At 66.8% G+C, this 14555-nt stretch carries 16 protein-coding genes; 7 read left to right on the top strand and 9 right to left on the bottom strand.

Annotation, left to right across the window (positions count from 1 at the left end; translation table 11 throughout):
* Window positions 1-8 precede the first annotated feature (8 nt).
* Entirely contained in the window at window positions 9-1457 is a 1449-nt protein-coding gene (locus tag XH93_RS16255; RefSeq protein ID WP_194474295.1) for a cobyric acid synthase, read from the top strand.
* A gap of 3 nt (window positions 1458-1460) precedes the next feature.
* Here the strand turns inward: XH93_RS16255 and cobD are convergent, their stop codons facing one another.
* Both cobD and cbiB read right to left on the bottom strand, forming a co-directional pair.
* A complete protein-coding gene (gene cobD / locus XH93_RS16250; RefSeq protein WP_194474294.1) occupies window positions 1461-2426 on the bottom strand; it encodes a threonine-phosphate decarboxylase CobD in 966 nt (321 codons plus the stop codon).
* A gap of 11 nt (window positions 2427-2437) precedes the next feature.
* Window positions 2438-3379, bottom strand: a complete 942-nt coding sequence (gene cbiB / locus XH93_RS16245; protein ID WP_194474293.1) for an adenosylcobinamide-phosphate synthase CbiB — start codon at window positions 3377-3379, stop codon at window positions 2438-2440.
* 126 nt (window positions 3380-3505) lie between these two features.
* On the opposite strand from cbiB, the gene cobU reads away from it, so the two are divergent.
* Genes cobU through XH93_RS16220 form a run of 5 tightly spaced genes read left to right on the top strand, consistent with a single transcriptional unit; the run spans window position 3506 to window position 5925 of the window.
* A complete protein-coding gene (gene cobU / locus XH93_RS16240; protein WP_139482482.1) occupies window positions 3506-4009 on the top strand; it encodes a bifunctional adenosylcobinamide kinase/adenosylcobinamide-phosphate guanylyltransferase in 504 nt (167 codons plus the stop codon).
* A 43-nt stretch (window positions 4010-4052) separates the two neighbouring features.
* On the top strand, window positions 4053-4685 hold the full coding sequence (gene bluB / locus XH93_RS16235; protein ID WP_194474292.1) for a 5,6-dimethylbenzimidazole synthase: 633 nt from the start codon (window positions 4053-4055) through the stop codon (window positions 4683-4685).
* Window positions 4663-4977: a hypothetical protein gene (locus XH93_RS16230; protein WP_194474291.1), complete on the top strand. Its 315-nt coding sequence runs from the start codon at window positions 4663-4665 to the stop codon at window positions 4975-4977. Before bluB ends, XH93_RS16230 begins: the two co-directional genes overlap by 23 nt.
* A 20-nt stretch (window positions 4978-4997) precedes the next feature.
* Window positions 4998-5171: a CbtB-domain containing protein gene (locus tag XH93_RS16225; protein WP_194475169.1), complete on the top strand. Its 174-nt coding sequence runs from the start codon at window positions 4998-5000 to the stop codon at window positions 5169-5171.
* 4 nt (window positions 5172-5175) lie between these two features.
* Window positions 5176-5925, top strand: a complete 750-nt coding sequence (locus tag XH93_RS16220; protein ID WP_194474290.1) for a CbtA family protein — start codon at window positions 5176-5178, stop codon at window positions 5923-5925.
* Here XH93_RS16220 and XH93_RS16215 read toward each other — a convergent pair.
* Window positions 5908-6735 carry a dienelactone hydrolase family protein gene (locus XH93_RS16215; RefSeq protein WP_194474289.1) on the bottom strand — a complete coding sequence of 276 codons (828 nt, stop codon included), beginning with the start codon at window positions 6733-6735 and terminating at the stop codon, window positions 5908-5910. The genes XH93_RS16220 and XH93_RS16215 overlap by 18 nt on opposite strands.
* Before the next feature lie 93 nt (window positions 6736-6828).
* Here XH93_RS16215 and XH93_RS16210 point away from each other — a divergent pair, with 93 nt between their 5' ends.
* Complete coding sequence (locus XH93_RS16210; RefSeq protein WP_194474288.1) at window positions 6829-7755, top strand: GlxA family transcriptional regulator; 927 nt, start codon at window positions 6829-6831, stop codon at window positions 7753-7755.
* 184 nt (window positions 7756-7939) lie between these two features.
* On the opposite strand, the gene XH93_RS16205 is transcribed toward XH93_RS16210, so the two are convergent.
* Genes XH93_RS16205 through XH93_RS16180 form a run of 6 tightly spaced genes read right to left on the bottom strand, consistent with a single transcriptional unit; the run spans window position 7940 to window position 14466 of the window.
* Window positions 7940-8959, bottom strand: coding sequence for a GTP-binding protein (locus XH93_RS16205; protein WP_194474287.1), 1020 nt, complete (start codon window positions 8957-8959; stop codon window positions 7940-7942).
* On the bottom strand, window positions 8956-10563 hold the full coding sequence (locus XH93_RS16200; RefSeq protein ID WP_194474286.1) for an amidohydrolase family protein: 1608 nt from the start codon (window positions 10561-10563) through the stop codon (window positions 8956-8958). Before XH93_RS16200 ends, XH93_RS16205 begins: the two co-directional genes overlap by 4 nt.
* 43 nt (window positions 10564-10606) lie before the next feature.
* A complete protein-coding gene (locus tag XH93_RS16195) occupies window positions 10607-11482 on the bottom strand; it encodes an ABC transporter permease (protein ID WP_194475168.1) in 876 nt (291 codons plus the stop codon).
* A gap of 37 nt (window positions 11483-11519) precedes the next feature.
* On the bottom strand, window positions 11520-12506 hold the full coding sequence (locus XH93_RS16190) for an extracellular solute-binding protein (protein WP_246799636.1): 987 nt from the start codon (window positions 12504-12506) through the stop codon (window positions 11520-11522).
* 59 nt (window positions 12507-12565) lie between these two features.
* A complete protein-coding gene (locus XH93_RS16185; protein ID WP_194474284.1) occupies window positions 12566-13630 on the bottom strand; it encodes an ABC transporter ATP-binding protein in 1065 nt (354 codons plus the stop codon).
* Window positions 13630-14466 carry an ABC transporter permease gene (locus tag XH93_RS16180; protein WP_194474283.1) on the bottom strand — a complete coding sequence of 279 codons (837 nt, stop codon included), beginning with the start codon at window positions 14464-14466 and terminating at the stop codon, window positions 13630-13632. The genes XH93_RS16185 and XH93_RS16180 overlap by 1 nt, the downstream gene beginning before the upstream one ends.
* Between the last annotated feature and the right edge of the window lie 89 nt (window positions 14467-14555).

Here is a 14555-nt window from a genome sequence, read left to right as displayed (position 1 = left end):
AGATCGCCATGGCGCGCGCATTGATGATCCAGGGTGCCGGCTCGGACGTGGGCAAGTCGCTCATCGTCGCGGGCCTGGCGCGCGCCGCCAAACGCCGCGGCTTGCGCGTGCTGCCGTTCAAGCCGCAGAACATGTCGAACAACGCGGCCGTCACCGTCGACGGCGGCGAGATCGGCCGCGCCCAGGCGCTGCAGGCGCTCGCCGCCGGCGTCGCGCCGCACACCGACATGAACCCGGTGCTGCTGAAGCCGGAGAGCGATGTCGGCGCCCAGATCATCGTGCAGGGCAAGCGCGTCGCTACCGCCCGCGCGCGCGAATATGCCGCCATCAAGCCGACATTGATGGGCGCGGTGCTGGAGAGTTTTGCACGGCTGAAGGCGCGCGCCGATCTGGTGCTGGTCGAGGGCGCCGGCAGCCCGGCCGAGGTCAATCTGCGCAAGGCAGACATCGCCAATATGGGCTTTGCCCGCAAGGCCGACGTGCCGGTGGTGCTGGTCGGCGACATCGACCGCGGCGGCGTGATCGCGCAGCTGGTCGGCATCAAGACGGTGATCGACCCTGAAGACGCCGCGATGATCCAGGGCTTTGTCATCAACAAATTCCGCGGCGATCCCACGCTGTTCGACGACGGCTACCGGCTGATCGAGGCCCGCACCGCGTGGCGCGGCTTTGGCGTGCTGCCCTGGTTCAGCCGCGCCGGCGAGCTGCCGGCCGAGGATGCGCTCGGCCTTGGCGACGCCCGCAAGGTGGGCCAGTGCAAGATCGCCTTTCTCGCGCTGTCGCGGATCGCCAATTTCGACGATCTCGATCCGCTGAAGCTTGAGTCCGGCGTCGATCTCGTCATGGTGCGTCCTGGCGAGGCCATCCCGGGCGACGCAAAGCTCGTCATCCTGCCCGGCTCGAAATCGACGCGAGGCGACCTCGCCTTCCTGCGCGCGCAGGGCTGGGACATTGATCTGTGGGCGCATCATCGCCGCGGCGGCCATGTGCTCGGCCTATGCGGCGGCTACCAGATGCTCGGGCAAACCGTCGCCGATCCCGAAGGAATCGAGGGCCCCGCCGGCGAAACTCCCGGCCTCGGGCTGCTCGACGTCGCGACCACCATGACCGAGCAGAAGACGCTGACGCGCGTCAGCGCCGTCCACGCCGCGACGGATCAGGCGATCAGCGCCTACGAGATCCACATCGGACGCACCGACGGGCCGGACCGCGCGCGGCCATTTGCGGTTGTTGATGGCGAGCCGGAAGGCGCCATCTCCACCGATGGACGCGTTCACGGCAGCTATCTGCACGGCCTGTTCGCATCGGACGATTTTCGCAAGTCGTTCCTCGCAAAACTCGATATTGCCGCGACGGACCAGCCTTACGGCGCCAGAGTCGAGAGCGCGCTCGACGCGCTCGCCGATCACATCGAGGCGCATCTCGATGTCGACGGGATATTCGCGCTGGCCCGCTGACCGTCAGCGCGCCAGCACCTCCGCAAGGCGCGCCCATTCGCTCTCATTGCCGGGCAGACCGAGCCGCAACCATCCCGGCTTCTGCGCGAACACGCGCGACCAGATCATTCCGCGCGCAAGCTTCTCCTGCGCCGCCAGCGCATCGCCGGTCTCGTAAAGCCGGAACAGCGGCGTGCCGCCGACCAGCGTCCAGCCTTGCGATCGCACCGCCGCGTCGAGCCTGACGCTGTCGCTCGCCAGCCGCTTGGCCGTCGCGTTTGCCCAGTCGCGATCGAGTAGCGCGCGCCGACCGATCGCGATTGCGGCGCCCGACACCGGCCAGGGTCCCGCCATCGCGGCAAGGCCTGCGATATCCCGCTCGCTGCCGATCGCAAAGCCGAGCCGCAAGCCGGCCAGCCCGTAAAACTTGCCGAAGGAACGCAGGACCAGGAGGTTCGGCCGCCCCGCTTCCGGTGCGAGCGACAGGCTCGGAGCAGCGTCTGCAAAGCTCTCATCGATGACGAGCCGCCCAATGCGCGGCAACAGCGCAAGCAAATCGCGCCGATCATGACAGCGCCCATCCGGATTGTTCGGATTGACGACAACGGCGAGATCGGCACCCGCCAGCGCGCCGGGATCGAACACCTCGGCGACGTCCCAACTTGCGGCCCGCAGCACCGCGGCATATTCATTGTAGGTCGGCCCGAGAATGCGCGCCCGTCCCCGGGGAGTCAAATGCGGCAGCAACTGAATGGCCGCCTGCGCGCCCGCCAGCGCCACGATCGGCGCGCCGGTCGCGTAAGCCTGCCGCGCCGCCTGATGGAGGGATTCGATGTCGGCTCGCGACGGCAGCGCGCTCCATTGCTGCGGCTCCACGTCGACGTCGGGATAAGGCACCCGGTTGATCCCCGTCGACAGGTCGATCCAGTCCTCTGCGCGGCCGCCGAAGCGCTGCCGGGCGACATCGAGATTTCCGCCGTGCTCTTGCATGCCCCGCCCTCTTACAGCAACGCAAGCACGACGAATACCCCGGCCAATAACAGCATGGCGCGGCGATAGAGTTTCAGTCCTGCGCTGATATCGGCGGCATCCGGATCGCGCGCGCCCTCGTTCAGCCACGGCTCATCCGCGGTGCTGCCGTGATAGATGCGGGGGCCGCTGAGCCGCACGCCGAGCGCGCCGGCCATCGCAGCTTCCGGCCAGCCGGCATTCGGCGAACGATGGCGTTTCGCGTTCCGCAGCATGCATACCCATGCCTGCGAAGACCACGGCGCGAGCAGCACGAACAGCACGCCGGTCAGCCGCGCCGGGATCAGGTTGGCGACATCATCGATGCGCGCCGCGGCCCAGCCGAACGCCTCGTGCCGCGCGGTGCGATGGCCGATCATGGAGTCCAGCGTGTTGATCGCCTTGTAGCCGACGATGCCGGGCAGCCCGAACAGCGCGCCCCAAAACACCGGGGCCACGATGCCGTCGGACGCATTCTCGGCGAGGCTCTCGATCGTCGCGCGCGCAATGCCGGCCTCGTCGAGCGTGGCCGGATCGCGCCCCACGATCTGCGACACCGCAGCGCGCGCCCCCGCGATATCGCCCGATGCGAGCGGATGTGCCACCGCAGCGACATGATCATGCAGCGAGCGCAAGGCAACCAGCGGCCATGCCAAAATTCCCACCACGATCACGCGTACCCATCCCGAGCCGAGCACGGTCTGAACGGCCCAGCCAAGCGCGACCGCCAAGGCGATCACGAGAAGTGCTCCCGCAACACCCGCCGCGCGACGCAGCGCCGGTGGATCGGAGCTCCGGTTCCAGCCGCCATCGACCGCATCGATCAGACGGCCGAGCCAGGTCACGGGATGGCCGACGCGCGCGAACAGCCAGTTTGGCCAGCCGATCAAGGCATCCAGCGCCATCGCCACTGCCATCGCTCCCGCAAAAACCACACACCTTCTCCCGCCTCGGCCTCCCCTGATGCGCAAGACGTTGGCCGAGCGCAAGCCCTCCGCGGTGGATTTCGGCTTTGTCTTTCGCCGCGATTGCGGCTAGTGCGGACGCAACAGGAGATCACGATGACCGTCATTCTGGTCACGGGCGGAGCTCGATCCGGGAAAAGCCGCCGCGCCGAAGTCCGCGCGCGCAGCTTTGCGGGACAGCCCGTCTATATCGCAACGGCCGAAGCGCTCGATGCGGAAATGGACGAGCGGATCGCAAGACACCGCGCACGGCGCGGCAACGATTGGATCGAGCGCGAAGTGCCGCTCGACCTTGTCGAGGCGCTGACCGAGACCGATGGCGGTGGCGCCAGGCTGGTCGATTGCCTGACGCTGTGGCTGTCGAACCTGCTGCATGCGGAGCGCGACTGGCCGCAGGAAGTCATGCGCCTCGCCAACGCGCTGCCGCGGCAACAAAGCCCGGTCATCCTGGTCACCAACGAAGTTGGCCTCGGCATCGTGCCCGACAATGCATTGGCGCGGACGTTCCGCGACGCCGCGGGCCTGATGAACCAGACCATTGCCGAGGTCGCGGATGAAGTGGAATTCGTCGTGGCCGGCTTGCCGATGAAGCTCAAATGACATCTGCTGGTACATGCTCCCTGCCCGAGTCGGGACGCCGCTGATGGTCGCATTCGACGATGCATTTCGCCGCCAGCTGCACGAGCTCTTCGTGTGGCGCCGCGACGTGCGGCGTTTTCGCACCGATCCGCTGCCGTCAGGCACGATCGAGCGGCTGATCGAGATCGCGTGCCTGTCGCCGTCGGTCGGCCTGAGCCAGCCCTGGCGCTTCGTCGTCGTCGATGACCCGGCGCGGCGCCACGCCGTGATCGAGGATTTCAAGTCGTGCAATGCCGACGCGCTGAAATCCTATTCCGGCGAGCGCGCGGCAAAATATGCCACCCTCAAGCTGTCGGGCCTCGCGGAGGCACCGGGCCATCTTGCCGTGTTTGCCGAAAAGGACGCGACCATCGGCTCCGGTCTCGGGCGCGCGACGATGCCGGAGACGGTCGACTATTCCGTCGTCGCCGCGATCTGCTCGATGTGGCTGGCGGCGCGCGCGGAAGGCATCGGGCTCGGCTGGGTGTCGATCCTCGATCCACTGCGCATCCATGACATCCTCGACGTGCCAAAATCGTGGAAATTCATCGGCTATCTCTGCGTCGGCTACCCCGAGGGCGAGTGTGATCGGCCGGAGCTCGAGCAGGCCAAATGGGAATCGCGGCGGGGCCCGGATGAATTCACCATCCGGCGCTAGCGGCGGCGTTCACTGGCGTTCCGACATCGCCTCGCTGGTCTTCCCGGTCGAGGGACACGGCGCGATCTGCGCCGTCCATCGCGGCGCATTGCGGACATTGCTGGATGCCGACCCGACGCCGGAGGCCTGCCTCGGCTATTTCGCGCGCTTTGAGGCTGCATTCCGGGCGGCGGCGCACGCCAAGATCGCGCGCAAGCGCATTCTACCTGGCACAAATCTGCATCTTACCAGTCGCGACATCGCCCGAAAGCTGCTAGAAGCCGGTCAAGGCGAACGCGGAGAACAACCATGAGCCAGTCCCAGATCACGGATATGCAAGCCACGCATCTGCCGGTTGCGGCCGGACAGGTCGGGCGGCTGACGCAATCCCTGATGGCGATGGTGCTCGGCCTGTTCATCGTCGGCGTCGTCGGCTTCTCTCACATCGACGTGATCCACAACGCCGCACACGACGTGCGCCACTCGAACGCGTTCCCCTGCCACTGACCGCATGAGCACCTTTCGCTCGATCGTGTTCGCGTCGGTCATTGCCGGCTTCGTCGTCGGCCTGATCGTCACCGCGGTCCAGCAGTTCGGCACCGTCCCCCTGATCCTGAAGGCCGAGGTTTACGAGAAGGCCGCGGAGCACCGGCACGACGCTGCGTTGGCGCAGCCGCACGTGATCCTCGTGCACGATCAGGCGGCGCACGATCACGGTGCGGAGGCGTGGGAGCCGCGCGACGGGCTGGAGCGCAACGCCTACACCGCGGGCGCCAACATCCTGACCGCGATCGGCTTCGCACTGCTGCTCACCGGCTTCCTCTCGCTCCGCAGCGGCGCGACCGGCGAACAGGTCTCCTGGCATGAAGGCCTGATGTGGGGCCTCGCCGGCTTTGCCGTGTTCACCATCGCGCCGGGGCTCGGGCTGCCGCCCGAATTGCCGGGCGTGCCGACGGCACCGCTGCTGTCGCGTCAGATCTGGTGGCTCACCGCCGTGCTGGCCACCGCGGCGGGGCTCGGCCTGATCGTGTTCCGCCGCTCGATGCCGGCTGCGATCGCCGGCGTCGCGCTGATCATGCTGCCGCATCTGATCGGCGCACCCGAGCTGGAGCACGTCGAGACCAAGGTGCCGTCGTCGCTGTCGCACCAGTTCGTGGTCGCGGTGACGATGACCAGCCTGATCTTCTGGTCGCTGCTCGGCGGCCTGACCAGCGCCGCGTACGCCTGGCTCGAGCGTCCCGCCTCAACCGCGCGCGGTTGACAGCCTCCGTTTGAAGAACGCCAAAATCTCGTCGCGGGCCGCGATCGTCGGCTGGCCGGCCTCGTCGATCAGATGCACGGTCACGACGCTGTGCGGCGTGGTGACGAAATTCTCGAAGAACGGCGGCACGTCGCGGTTCGCCGCGCTGTCGGGCAGCACCCGCCCGACGAAGCGGTCGCCGAGCGCCTCGGCATAGGCCGCGAAGCGCTGCGCCATGCAGAACTTGTCGCCCTCGAAACGATAGGCCAGCACGGTCAGGTCCTCGCGCTCCAGCCGTTCGCGGACCGCCTTGACCTCGTCGGGCGCGATCTCGATACCCGCCGGATCGTTGAGCGGCAATGACGGCTGCGACAGCACCGGCGCCAGCATCGACGGCTCCAGCATCATGGTGAGCGCGAAGTTTCCGGTAAAGCACATGCCGATGGCGCCGACGCCGGGACCGCCGCATTCGCCATGGGCGAAGCGTGCCAGCGCCCGCAGCCACTGCGTCACCGGGCTCGATTGGTTGGCGGCCATCGCGCGAAACTCCGCGCTGACGCAGGCGCGCTGGAACACGGCGGCGCCCGCCTCCGCACCGGCCACGGCGCCGTCGCGGCCGAACAGCGACGGCATGTAGACGGTGAAGCCGGCGTCGCGCACCCAGCGCGCGAACCGCGCGACATGCGGGCTGATGCCCGGCATCTCCGCCATCACGATGACAGCGGGTCCCTGCCCCGCGACATGGACGATCTTGCTCACACCATCGAGCGTGATCTCGCGGCGTGCGAAATCGTCCAGCGGATCGTCCTGCGTCATCGGCCGTGTCGGCATTTCTCGTGCTCCTTGTCGAAACGGCGGCAAAAGTTGCGATTTTATGCTTCCCCGGCTAGTGTCAAAAATGACATTAATCGCGGATTTCAGGACATGACCAAGGTCGCGGTTGTCGAGATCGACGGCTGCCTCGCCTCCGGCGCTGCCATCACCTACGACGTGCTGGCCACCGCCAACCGGCTCAGCTCCGCCAAACGCGCGCGCTTCGAGGTGACCACACTGCGTTACGGCCCGCGGCGACGCGGCGGCCGCGTCCGCGACATCGACCTCGTGATCGTCCCGGGGCTTGGATCGGCATCCGCCGAGCTGCTGGAGCAGAAGCTCGCGACGACCGCGTGCCGGCGCGCACGCGACATGCTGGCGACGGCGTTCGCGGACGGCGCCATGCTCGCCGCCTCCTGCGCCAGCAGCTTTCTGCTGGCCGAAACCGGCCTGCTCGACGGCAAGCGCGCGACCACGACCTGGTGGTTCGCGCCGCTGTTCCGGCAGCGCTATCCCAGGGTCGAGTTGCAGACCGAGCGCATGGTGGTCGCCGACTGGCCGATCGCGACCGCGGGTGCCGCGATGGCGCAGATGGACCTGATGCTCGCGGTGGTCGCCCGCTTCGGCAGCCCGGGCCTCGCCAAGGGCTGCGCCAACTACCTCCTGCTGGACGAGCGGCAGTCGCAGGCGCCGTTCATGGCGATCAACTATCTGGCGAGCCAGGATCCCAAAATCACCAGGGCCGAGAAGTGGGTGCGCAGCAACATCGCGCGCGATTTTGCGATCAAGGACGTCGCCGACGCCGTCGCGCTGACGCCGCGGACCTTTGCCCGGCGGCTGGAAGCGATCTGCGGCGTGTCGCCGATCCAGTTCGTGCAGCGGATCAGGATCGAGACCGCGCGCGCGCTGCTCGAGACCACCCGCCTCTCGGTCGAACAGATCGCGCGCGAGGTCGGATACGCCGAGCCCTCGACGCTGCGCCGGCTGATCCGGCGCGACACGCGGCACTCACCGCGGCATTTCCGGTCCGCGGGGTAAGCAGCGCGCCGCGTCCGGTTCCCGGGGACAGTGCGCCTGTGCACGATTTCGGAATATTGGAAGGTTACCCCTGACTTGCCCGACGTGTCAAGCGCCTGATCGAACCCCGGCCGCAGGCTACTTTGCATGGGATTGTTTTTCGGGTTTTGGCAGGAGGGTCCCGCAGGCGGGGAAATGGAGCGCTTCAAGCGACCCACTCGGCCTTGATCGCCGGTCGATCGGTGCCGTTGTTCGCCTCCGGCGCTTTCCAGGGCGAAACCTCGAACAGCCCGGCGGGCGCGACCTGCGCCAGCTCGGCCGCCGCCGCATCGCGCGCGATGATGACGAGGCCGGTGAACGGCGGCGTCTCGATCCGCAGCACGCGCGGCGGCGAGAATGTCGTGCCGACGCATTCGATCAGCAGCGGCCGCGGGCTCTCTGCGACCTGCACCAGCCCCTTGATCCGCAGCAGCCGTTCGCCGAGCGCGCCGGCGACATTGTCGAGCCAGGCGGCAAGGTCGGGATAGGCGACCTCGCCGCTTGGCCTGGCCAGGCAAAGCGCAACGCGCGGATGCGCGATTCCCGGCGCGCTTGCGACGTCGAGCCGTGGCGGTACCGTCAGGGACGCGAACGCCGCCCGCACCGCGTCCGTCCGATCCGCGATCGCGACCACTTCGGCAACCGGGTTGATATCGGCGATGCGCGACGGCGCGTCGGCCAGCGCCGAGGACGCGACGAGATCGGCCTTGGTCGCGACGATGCGATGCGCTGCCGCCCATTGCGCCACCGCCTCCTCATATTCCGCGACGTCGTTGCCGCGGGTCAGATCGAAGGTGCCGATCACGGCCACCCGCATCCGGTGCTCGGCCAATGTGGCCAGCGTGCGCAGCACCGGCCCCGGCATCGACAGCCCGCTAGTCTCCAGAATGATCCGCCGCAGCGGGCCGGCTCCCAGCGGACGCGGCGCCATCACCAGGCGGTCGATCGTGAATGCGAGATCGCTGCCGATCTGGCAGCAGACACAGCCGTTGGCGAGCTCCGCGATCGGAAGCTCGCCGCCGCTTTCGCGCAGCACGACGCCGTCGAGCCCGATCTCGCCGGCCTCGTTGACGATGACGGCCGTATCCGCCGCCTCCGGCAGTTCAAGGAAATCACGCAGCAGCGTGGTCTTCCCCGAGCCGAGGAAGCCGGTCAGCACGAAGAAGTCGAGCCCGCCCTCGCTCATTCGGCGGCGATCTTGCTGGCGTATTTCTCCGGCACATCGCTCTCCCAGCTCGCCTTCACCAGCTCGCGGACGTCGGCCAGCAGTTCCTCGGTGTCGTAGATGATGCCGTCCTTGATGGTGTATTTCAGGCCGCGATGCCATTCCACGGCGTTGGTGGCGTCGTTGAAGCGCATCGCGCCGGTGCCGAAGAGCAGCTTGAAGTCGGTGAGCGGATTGTGCTCGTGCACCAGGAGGTCGGCGCGCATGCCGACGTCGATGGTGCCGACCTCATCCTGGATGCCGCACAGCGCGGCGCCTTGCGAGGTCGCGGCCCGGATCACCTCGAGCGGATGGAAGCCGGCTTCCTGCAGCAGCTCCAGCTCGCGGATATAGCCGAAGCCGAAGATCTGGTAGATGAAGCCGGAATCGCTGCCGGCGCAGACCCGGCCGCCGCGGTTCTTGTACTCGTTGATGAAGGCCATCCAGAGCCGGTAGTTCTCCTTCCACTCGATCTCGTTCTGGGTCGACCAGCGATACCAGTAGGAGCCGTGGCCGCCGCGCTGCGGCGTAAAATAGTCCCACATCGACTTCCAGGTGTAGTCCTTGTGCCAATAGGCTTGCCGCGCGCGCATCAGGTCGCGGTTGGCGTCGTAGATCGTGAAGGTCGGAACGAAGGTGAAGCCGATCTCGAGAAATTTTTCGAGCGTCTCCCCCCATTTGCGCGTGCCGGGCTTTGCGGCCTGGCCGAACATCTGTCCGGAGATCGAGAAGCGGAAATATTCGTCGGTGTAGTTGTAGTCGAGCGGAAAATTCTGCACGACGCGATCCTCGTACAGCGCCTCCGGCAGGCCGTAATAATGCTCGGCACTGGTCAGGCCCCAGCCCGCCGTGGTCAGCGCGTTCATCCGCGTCACCGCCATCTGGGCGTGATGGCAGCCGGAACGCAGGCCGAGCTTTTTACATTCATCCAGCGCCGCCTCCATGATCGCCGGCGGCGCGCCGAAGAACTTGATGCCGTCGGCGCCGCGGTCCTTGACCTTGCGCAGCCATTCGCGGCCCTGCTCCGGCGTGTAGATGGTCTTGACCATGTCGTTGACCGCCGGGAAATAGGCATAGGCGAGCAGCCGCGGCGCCGCGATCGTGTTCTCCTGCGAGCGTTGCCGCTGATCGATCACCCAGCCGAGGCCGTTCATCGAGCCCATTTCGCGCACGGTGGTGACGCCATGCGCGAGCCACAGCTTGTAGACGTAGTCGACCGGCGGCACCCAGCCGTTGGCCGAATGATAGGCCACGCCGGCATGGGCGTGGCAGTCGACGAAGCCCGGCGTCACCCATTTGCCGCGGCAGTCGATCTCGTGATCGGCCGGCTCGCTCGGGCCGGCACCATAGCCCACGACCTTCTTCAGGCTGACGATGCGGCCGTCCTCGACGAGGATGTCGACCGGGCCGATCGGCGGCGCGCCGGTGCCGTCGATCACGGTGGCGCTGCGCAGCGCCAGCCGCTTGAACGGCCCGATGCCGCGGTCGCGCGAAGTCGCCTTCGCGACGATCGGAACCTCGCCCTTGTTGCGGATGCGGGCGAGCTCATCGCCCGGGAGCGTGTCCGACTTTGCCTGATCGACCATGGGAATGCCTCCTTCTTGTTGAGTGGTCTTGTCCGTTGCCCGGCTATCTCGCCCGATACCGCCGCGCAAAGGCGATGCTGCCGAAAATGGTAAAACTCATGGTGACCGCGAGCAGCATGAAGGCGAGCGTGGCGCCCATCGGCCAGTTGTTGCCGCGCACAAACTGATCGAAGATCGCCGGCGCCATCATCTTGAAACGGGGACCACCGAGAAGCACCGCGGTTGCATAGGTGTTCATGCACAAAACGAACACCAGGATCGATCCGGCGGCGACGCCCGGCGCCGACAGCGGCAGGATCACGCGCCAGAACTGGCTGACTCCCGACGCGCCGAGATTGGCGGCGGCATCTTCCAGGTCGCGCGGGATGCTCTCGATCACGGAGGCGATGGTCAGGATCATATAGGGCAGCACCACCGCGATGATGCCGAACACGACAGCCTTCGGCGTGTACATCAACGTCAAGGGCTCGCTGATCAGGTGCGCCTTCAGCAGCGCCGTGTTGATCAATCCCTCGCGGGTGAACAGCGCCATCCAGCCGGCGGACCGGACGACATTGCCGACCAAGAGCGGGAACAGGGTCGCGATGACGACGAGGCTCTTCCAGCGGCTCTGCAGCCGGCCGAGCCAGTATGCCGCCGGAAACGCGATCACCAGCGTCAGCGCCGTGCAGAGCAGCGCCATGCCGAGCGTCGTCAGGATGATCTCCTGATAATAGGGATCCGCCGCCGCGCGGGCGTAATTACCGAACGAGAACGCCTCGATCATCAGCTGCGTCGGGCTGAACTGGTTCAGCGAGATCCGGAACATCAGCAGCATCGGGCCGATCAAAAGCCCGAGCACGAGCAGGCAAGCCGGCAGCACCAGCAACGCCGTGCCGGGCGACGCCGCCTTGGCGCTCGCCCCGCCCTTGCCGCGCATGCCTTCAGCCAACGTCAAAGTCCCGGCTCCAGTGCCATCAGCCCTTGAACTGCTTGTTCCAGAAATCGAGCGTGCGCTGCGAGCGCTCGGTCTGGTACTTGTAATCGGGCTTCAAGAGCCGCGCGCGATCGGCCTCGCTGAGGCTGACCTGCTTTGCGAGATCCTCCGGCAGCGCGGCGTCGGACACGGTCGGCACGTAGCCCATCTTGTCGGCAAAGGCGATCTGCGCCTTGGCGTCGAGCATCGCGTCGAGATAGGCGAAGCCGCCGTCCTTGTTGCGCGCATTACGCGGCACGCTGGCCTCGAACACAATGGCGACCGCGCCCTCCTTCGGCACGACATGGGCGAGCGGAATGCCGGCTTTCTTCCACATGAAGCCGCGCGCCAGCCACATCGTGGTGAGCCAGACCTCCTCGGACTTCAGCCCGGCGGCCAGCGCCTCGTTGGACGGATAGATTTTTGCATCCAGCGAGCGCAGCTCCATCAGCATCTTTTCCGCGGGATCGTAATTCGAGACGCTGCCGCCTCCGGCCAGCGCCGCCGCCAGCGTATTGGCGGGATAAAGGATGTCGGCGAGGCCGACGCGGCCGCGCCATTTCGGGTCCCAGAGATCGGCGAACGAGGTCGGCGGCGTCTTCACCATGTTCTCGTTGTAGAGGATGACCTGCGCCGAATAGATGTGCGGGATCGCGGTCTCGGTGCGCAGCTCGGGAAACACCTTGTCGAGCCGTGAAACCTTGGCGGCATCGACCGGCTCGAACACGTTGGTGGCGGCGACGATGTAGTGGTCGCTGTCCGACAGGCAGGCAACGTCCATCGAGCCGCGCCGGCTCTGCCGCTCCGCCAGCAGCTTGGTTTTGCGCGGATCGGCATTGGCGACGTCCTGCAGCACCTCAAATCCCTTCGGCGCCAGCAGCGGCTTGTCGATGAGGTCGCCGAGCAGCTGGCCGTAATCGCCGCCCCAGGTGCCGACCACGACCTGGCCCGATGCGGCACGCGCGCTAGGCGCTCCCGCAGCCAGCATGGTTGCAGCTCCGGCACCGGCAGACAAAAAATGACGTCGCGATATCATGGCAATGTTCCTCACAGCGATGTTTGCGGGACCAGCCGCGGAGCCTTGCGGTCCCATGCGAGTGAAACCTGGTCTTGCGGCTTGAGCGCCGCCAGCGGCTCGTCGGCACCGGGAGTTTGCTGGATCACGACGAACACCTCCCTGCCGATGCGCACATGGTATTCGGTCTGCGATCCCAAATAGGTCACGGCTTCGACGGCGCCGTTGAGATCGCCATTCGCGCCGGGCTGGATCGCGATCCGCTCCGGCCGCAGCGCGAAGGCATTGGCATTGTCGCGCTCGTTCGGCGCCGTGTCGACCGGTAAAACCAGCCCGCTCTCGGTGCGGAACCGGGTGTCGTTCTCGCGCCGGCCGCTGAGGATGTTGCAGCGGCCGACGAAGTCGGCGACGAACGCATCCTGCGGCGCATCATAGAGCTCGCGCGGTGAGCCGATCTGCCGCACACGGCCGCCCTCCATCACCACGAGGCGGTCGGCCATGGTCAGCGCCTCCTCGCGATCATGCGTCACCAGCAGCGTGGTCAGGCCGAGCCGCTGCTGCAGTGCGCGGATCTCGATCCGGACCTCGGCGCGCAGCTTTGCGTCGAGGTTGGACAAGGGTTCGTCGAGCAGGAACAGCTTTGGATTGATCACCAGCGCGCGGGCCAGCGCGACGCGCTGCTGCTGGCCGCCGGACATTTCCCGCGGAAAACGGCCGCCGAGATGCGACAGCCGCACCAGCTTCAGCGCCTCCTCGACTTTGGCCTGCCGCTCCGTGCCGCCGAGGCCACGCATCTCGAGCCCGAATCCGACATTCTGCGCCGCCGTCATGTGCGGAAACAGCGCATAGGACTGAAACACCATGCCGGTGGCGCGCTTGTGCGCCGGCAATCGGGTGACGTCCTCCGTATCGAACAGCACCCGTCCGCTGGTCGGCGGCAGGAAGCCCGCGACCATCCGCAGCGTCGTGGTCTTGCCGCAACCGGACGGCCCGAGCAGCGCGACCAGCTCGCCTTCCCTGACCTTCAGATCGAGCCCGTCGACGGCGATCGAACTGCCGAACCGCTTGGTCAGATTTTCGATCGACAGGCTTGCCATCAGACCACCCGCGACAGTTTGACGAAGCGATCGGTCACGACCATCAGGACGCCGACGATCAGGATCTGCACCGTCGCAACCGCGGCGAGCGTCGGGTCGATGCGGAATTCGAGATAGTTGAGCATCGCGACCGGCAGCGTGATGCGGCCGGGACCGACCAGCAGCAGCGACAGGTCGAGGTTCTCAAAGCTTTGGATGAAGGAGAACATCGCCGCGGCGACGATGCCGGGCCGCATCATCGGCAGCGTGATGCGGCGGAACACCGTGAACGGGCTGGCGCCGAGATTGGCCGCCGCCTCCTCCGCCGCACGATCGAGGCCCTGCAGGCTTGCGACCACGAGCCGCACCGTCCACGGGATGGTCAGCAGCACATGGGCGGCGACCAGCCCTTCGGTCGTGGCCTTGATGTCGCGGTCGAGCGTGTTCTCCGCGAGCACATAGAACATATAGAGCCCGGAGCCGGCGACGACGCCGGGCACCGCCAGCGGCGCCAGCAACAGCGCGCTGATCGCCTGCTTGCCGGGAAATTCGCCGCGCACGATGGCGAGCGCGGCGGCCGTGCCGATCGGCACGCCGATCGCGGCCGCGATCAAGGCGATCTGCAGGCTGGTGAGCAGGCCGCGGAAAAATTCCGGCTTGTCCCAGGCGTTGACGTACCAGCGCCAGGTCAGCGCCGTCGGCGGAAAGCTGACGATCTCCTGCGCGAAAAAGCTGGTCACGACGATCATCGTGACCGGCGCGAAGATGATGAGGTAGGCGATCACGACCAGCGTCTGCAGCAGGACGCGATTCAAGGACGGCCGTTCCGTCAGGGGGGCAAACAGTGACGCCGGCATCCTTTGCGGTTCTTTTCCAGCACGCGACCAGTTTTGCGCATCGTAGACCGATTGCGCAGAGCTCGCCAAGCCCGCAACAGGAATGAATC

This window comes from Bradyrhizobium sp. CCBAU 51753 (assembly GCF_015291565.1).
Taxonomy (GTDB): domain Bacteria; phylum Pseudomonadota; class Alphaproteobacteria; order Rhizobiales; family Xanthobacteraceae; genus Bradyrhizobium; species Bradyrhizobium ivorense.
Note: the sequence above shows the minus strand (reverse complement) of the source record. Positions and strands in the feature narration are given on the sequence as shown.

What these genes read in the sequence shown, in the direction of transcription:
- XH93_RS16255 (WP_194474295.1), top strand. Translation starts at nt 9, where the DNA reads ATGGCGCGCGCATTGATGATCCAGGGTGCCGGCTCGGACGTGGGCAAG.
- cobD (WP_194474294.1), bottom strand. Translation starts at nt 2,426, where the DNA reads ATGCAAGAGCACGGCGGAAATCTCGATGTCGCCCGGCAGCGCTTCGGC.
- cobU (WP_139482482.1), top strand. Translation starts at nt 3,506, where the DNA reads ATGACCGTCATTCTGGTCACGGGCGGAGCTCGATCCGGGAAAAGCCGC.
- bluB (WP_194474292.1), top strand. Translation starts at nt 4,053, where the DNA reads ATGGTCGCATTCGACGATGCATTTCGCCGCCAGCTGCACGAGCTCTTC.
- XH93_RS16230 (WP_194474291.1), top strand. Translation starts at nt 4,663, where the DNA reads ATGAATTCACCATCCGGCGCTAGCGGCGGCGTTCACTGGCGTTCCGAC.
- XH93_RS16225 (WP_194475169.1), top strand. Translation starts at nt 4,998, where the DNA reads ATGCAAGCCACGCATCTGCCGGTTGCGGCCGGACAGGTCGGGCGGCTG.
- XH93_RS16220 (WP_194474290.1), top strand. Translation starts at nt 5,176, where the DNA reads ATGAGCACCTTTCGCTCGATCGTGTTCGCGTCGGTCATTGCCGGCTTC.
- XH93_RS16215 (WP_194474289.1), bottom strand. Translation starts at nt 6,735, where the DNA reads ATGCCGACACGGCCGATGACGCAGGACGATCCGCTGGACGATTTCGCA.
- XH93_RS16210 (WP_194474288.1), top strand. Translation starts at nt 6,829, where the DNA reads ATGACCAAGGTCGCGGTTGTCGAGATCGACGGCTGCCTCGCCTCCGGC.
- XH93_RS16205 (WP_194474287.1), bottom strand. Translation starts at nt 8,959, where the DNA reads ATGAGCGAGGGCGGGCTCGACTTCTTCGTGCTGACCGGCTTCCTCGGC.
- XH93_RS16200 (WP_194474286.1), bottom strand. Translation starts at nt 10,563, where the DNA reads ATGGTCGATCAGGCAAAGTCGGACACGCTCCCGGGCGATGAGCTCGCC.
- XH93_RS16195 (WP_194475168.1), bottom strand. Translation starts at nt 11,482, where the DNA reads ATGCGCGGCAAGGGCGGGGCGAGCGCCAAGGCGGCGTCGCCCGGCACG.
- XH93_RS16190 (WP_246799636.1), bottom strand. Translation starts at nt 12,506, where the DNA reads ATGCTGGCTGCGGGAGCGCCTAGCGCGCGTGCCGCATCGGGCCAGGTC.
- XH93_RS16185 (WP_194474284.1), bottom strand. Translation starts at nt 13,630, where the DNA reads ATGGCAAGCCTGTCGATCGAAAATCTGACCAAGCGGTTCGGCAGTTCG.
- XH93_RS16180 (WP_194474283.1), bottom strand. Translation starts at nt 14,466, where the DNA reads ATGCCGGCGTCACTGTTTGCCCCCCTGACGGAACGGCCGTCCTTGAAT.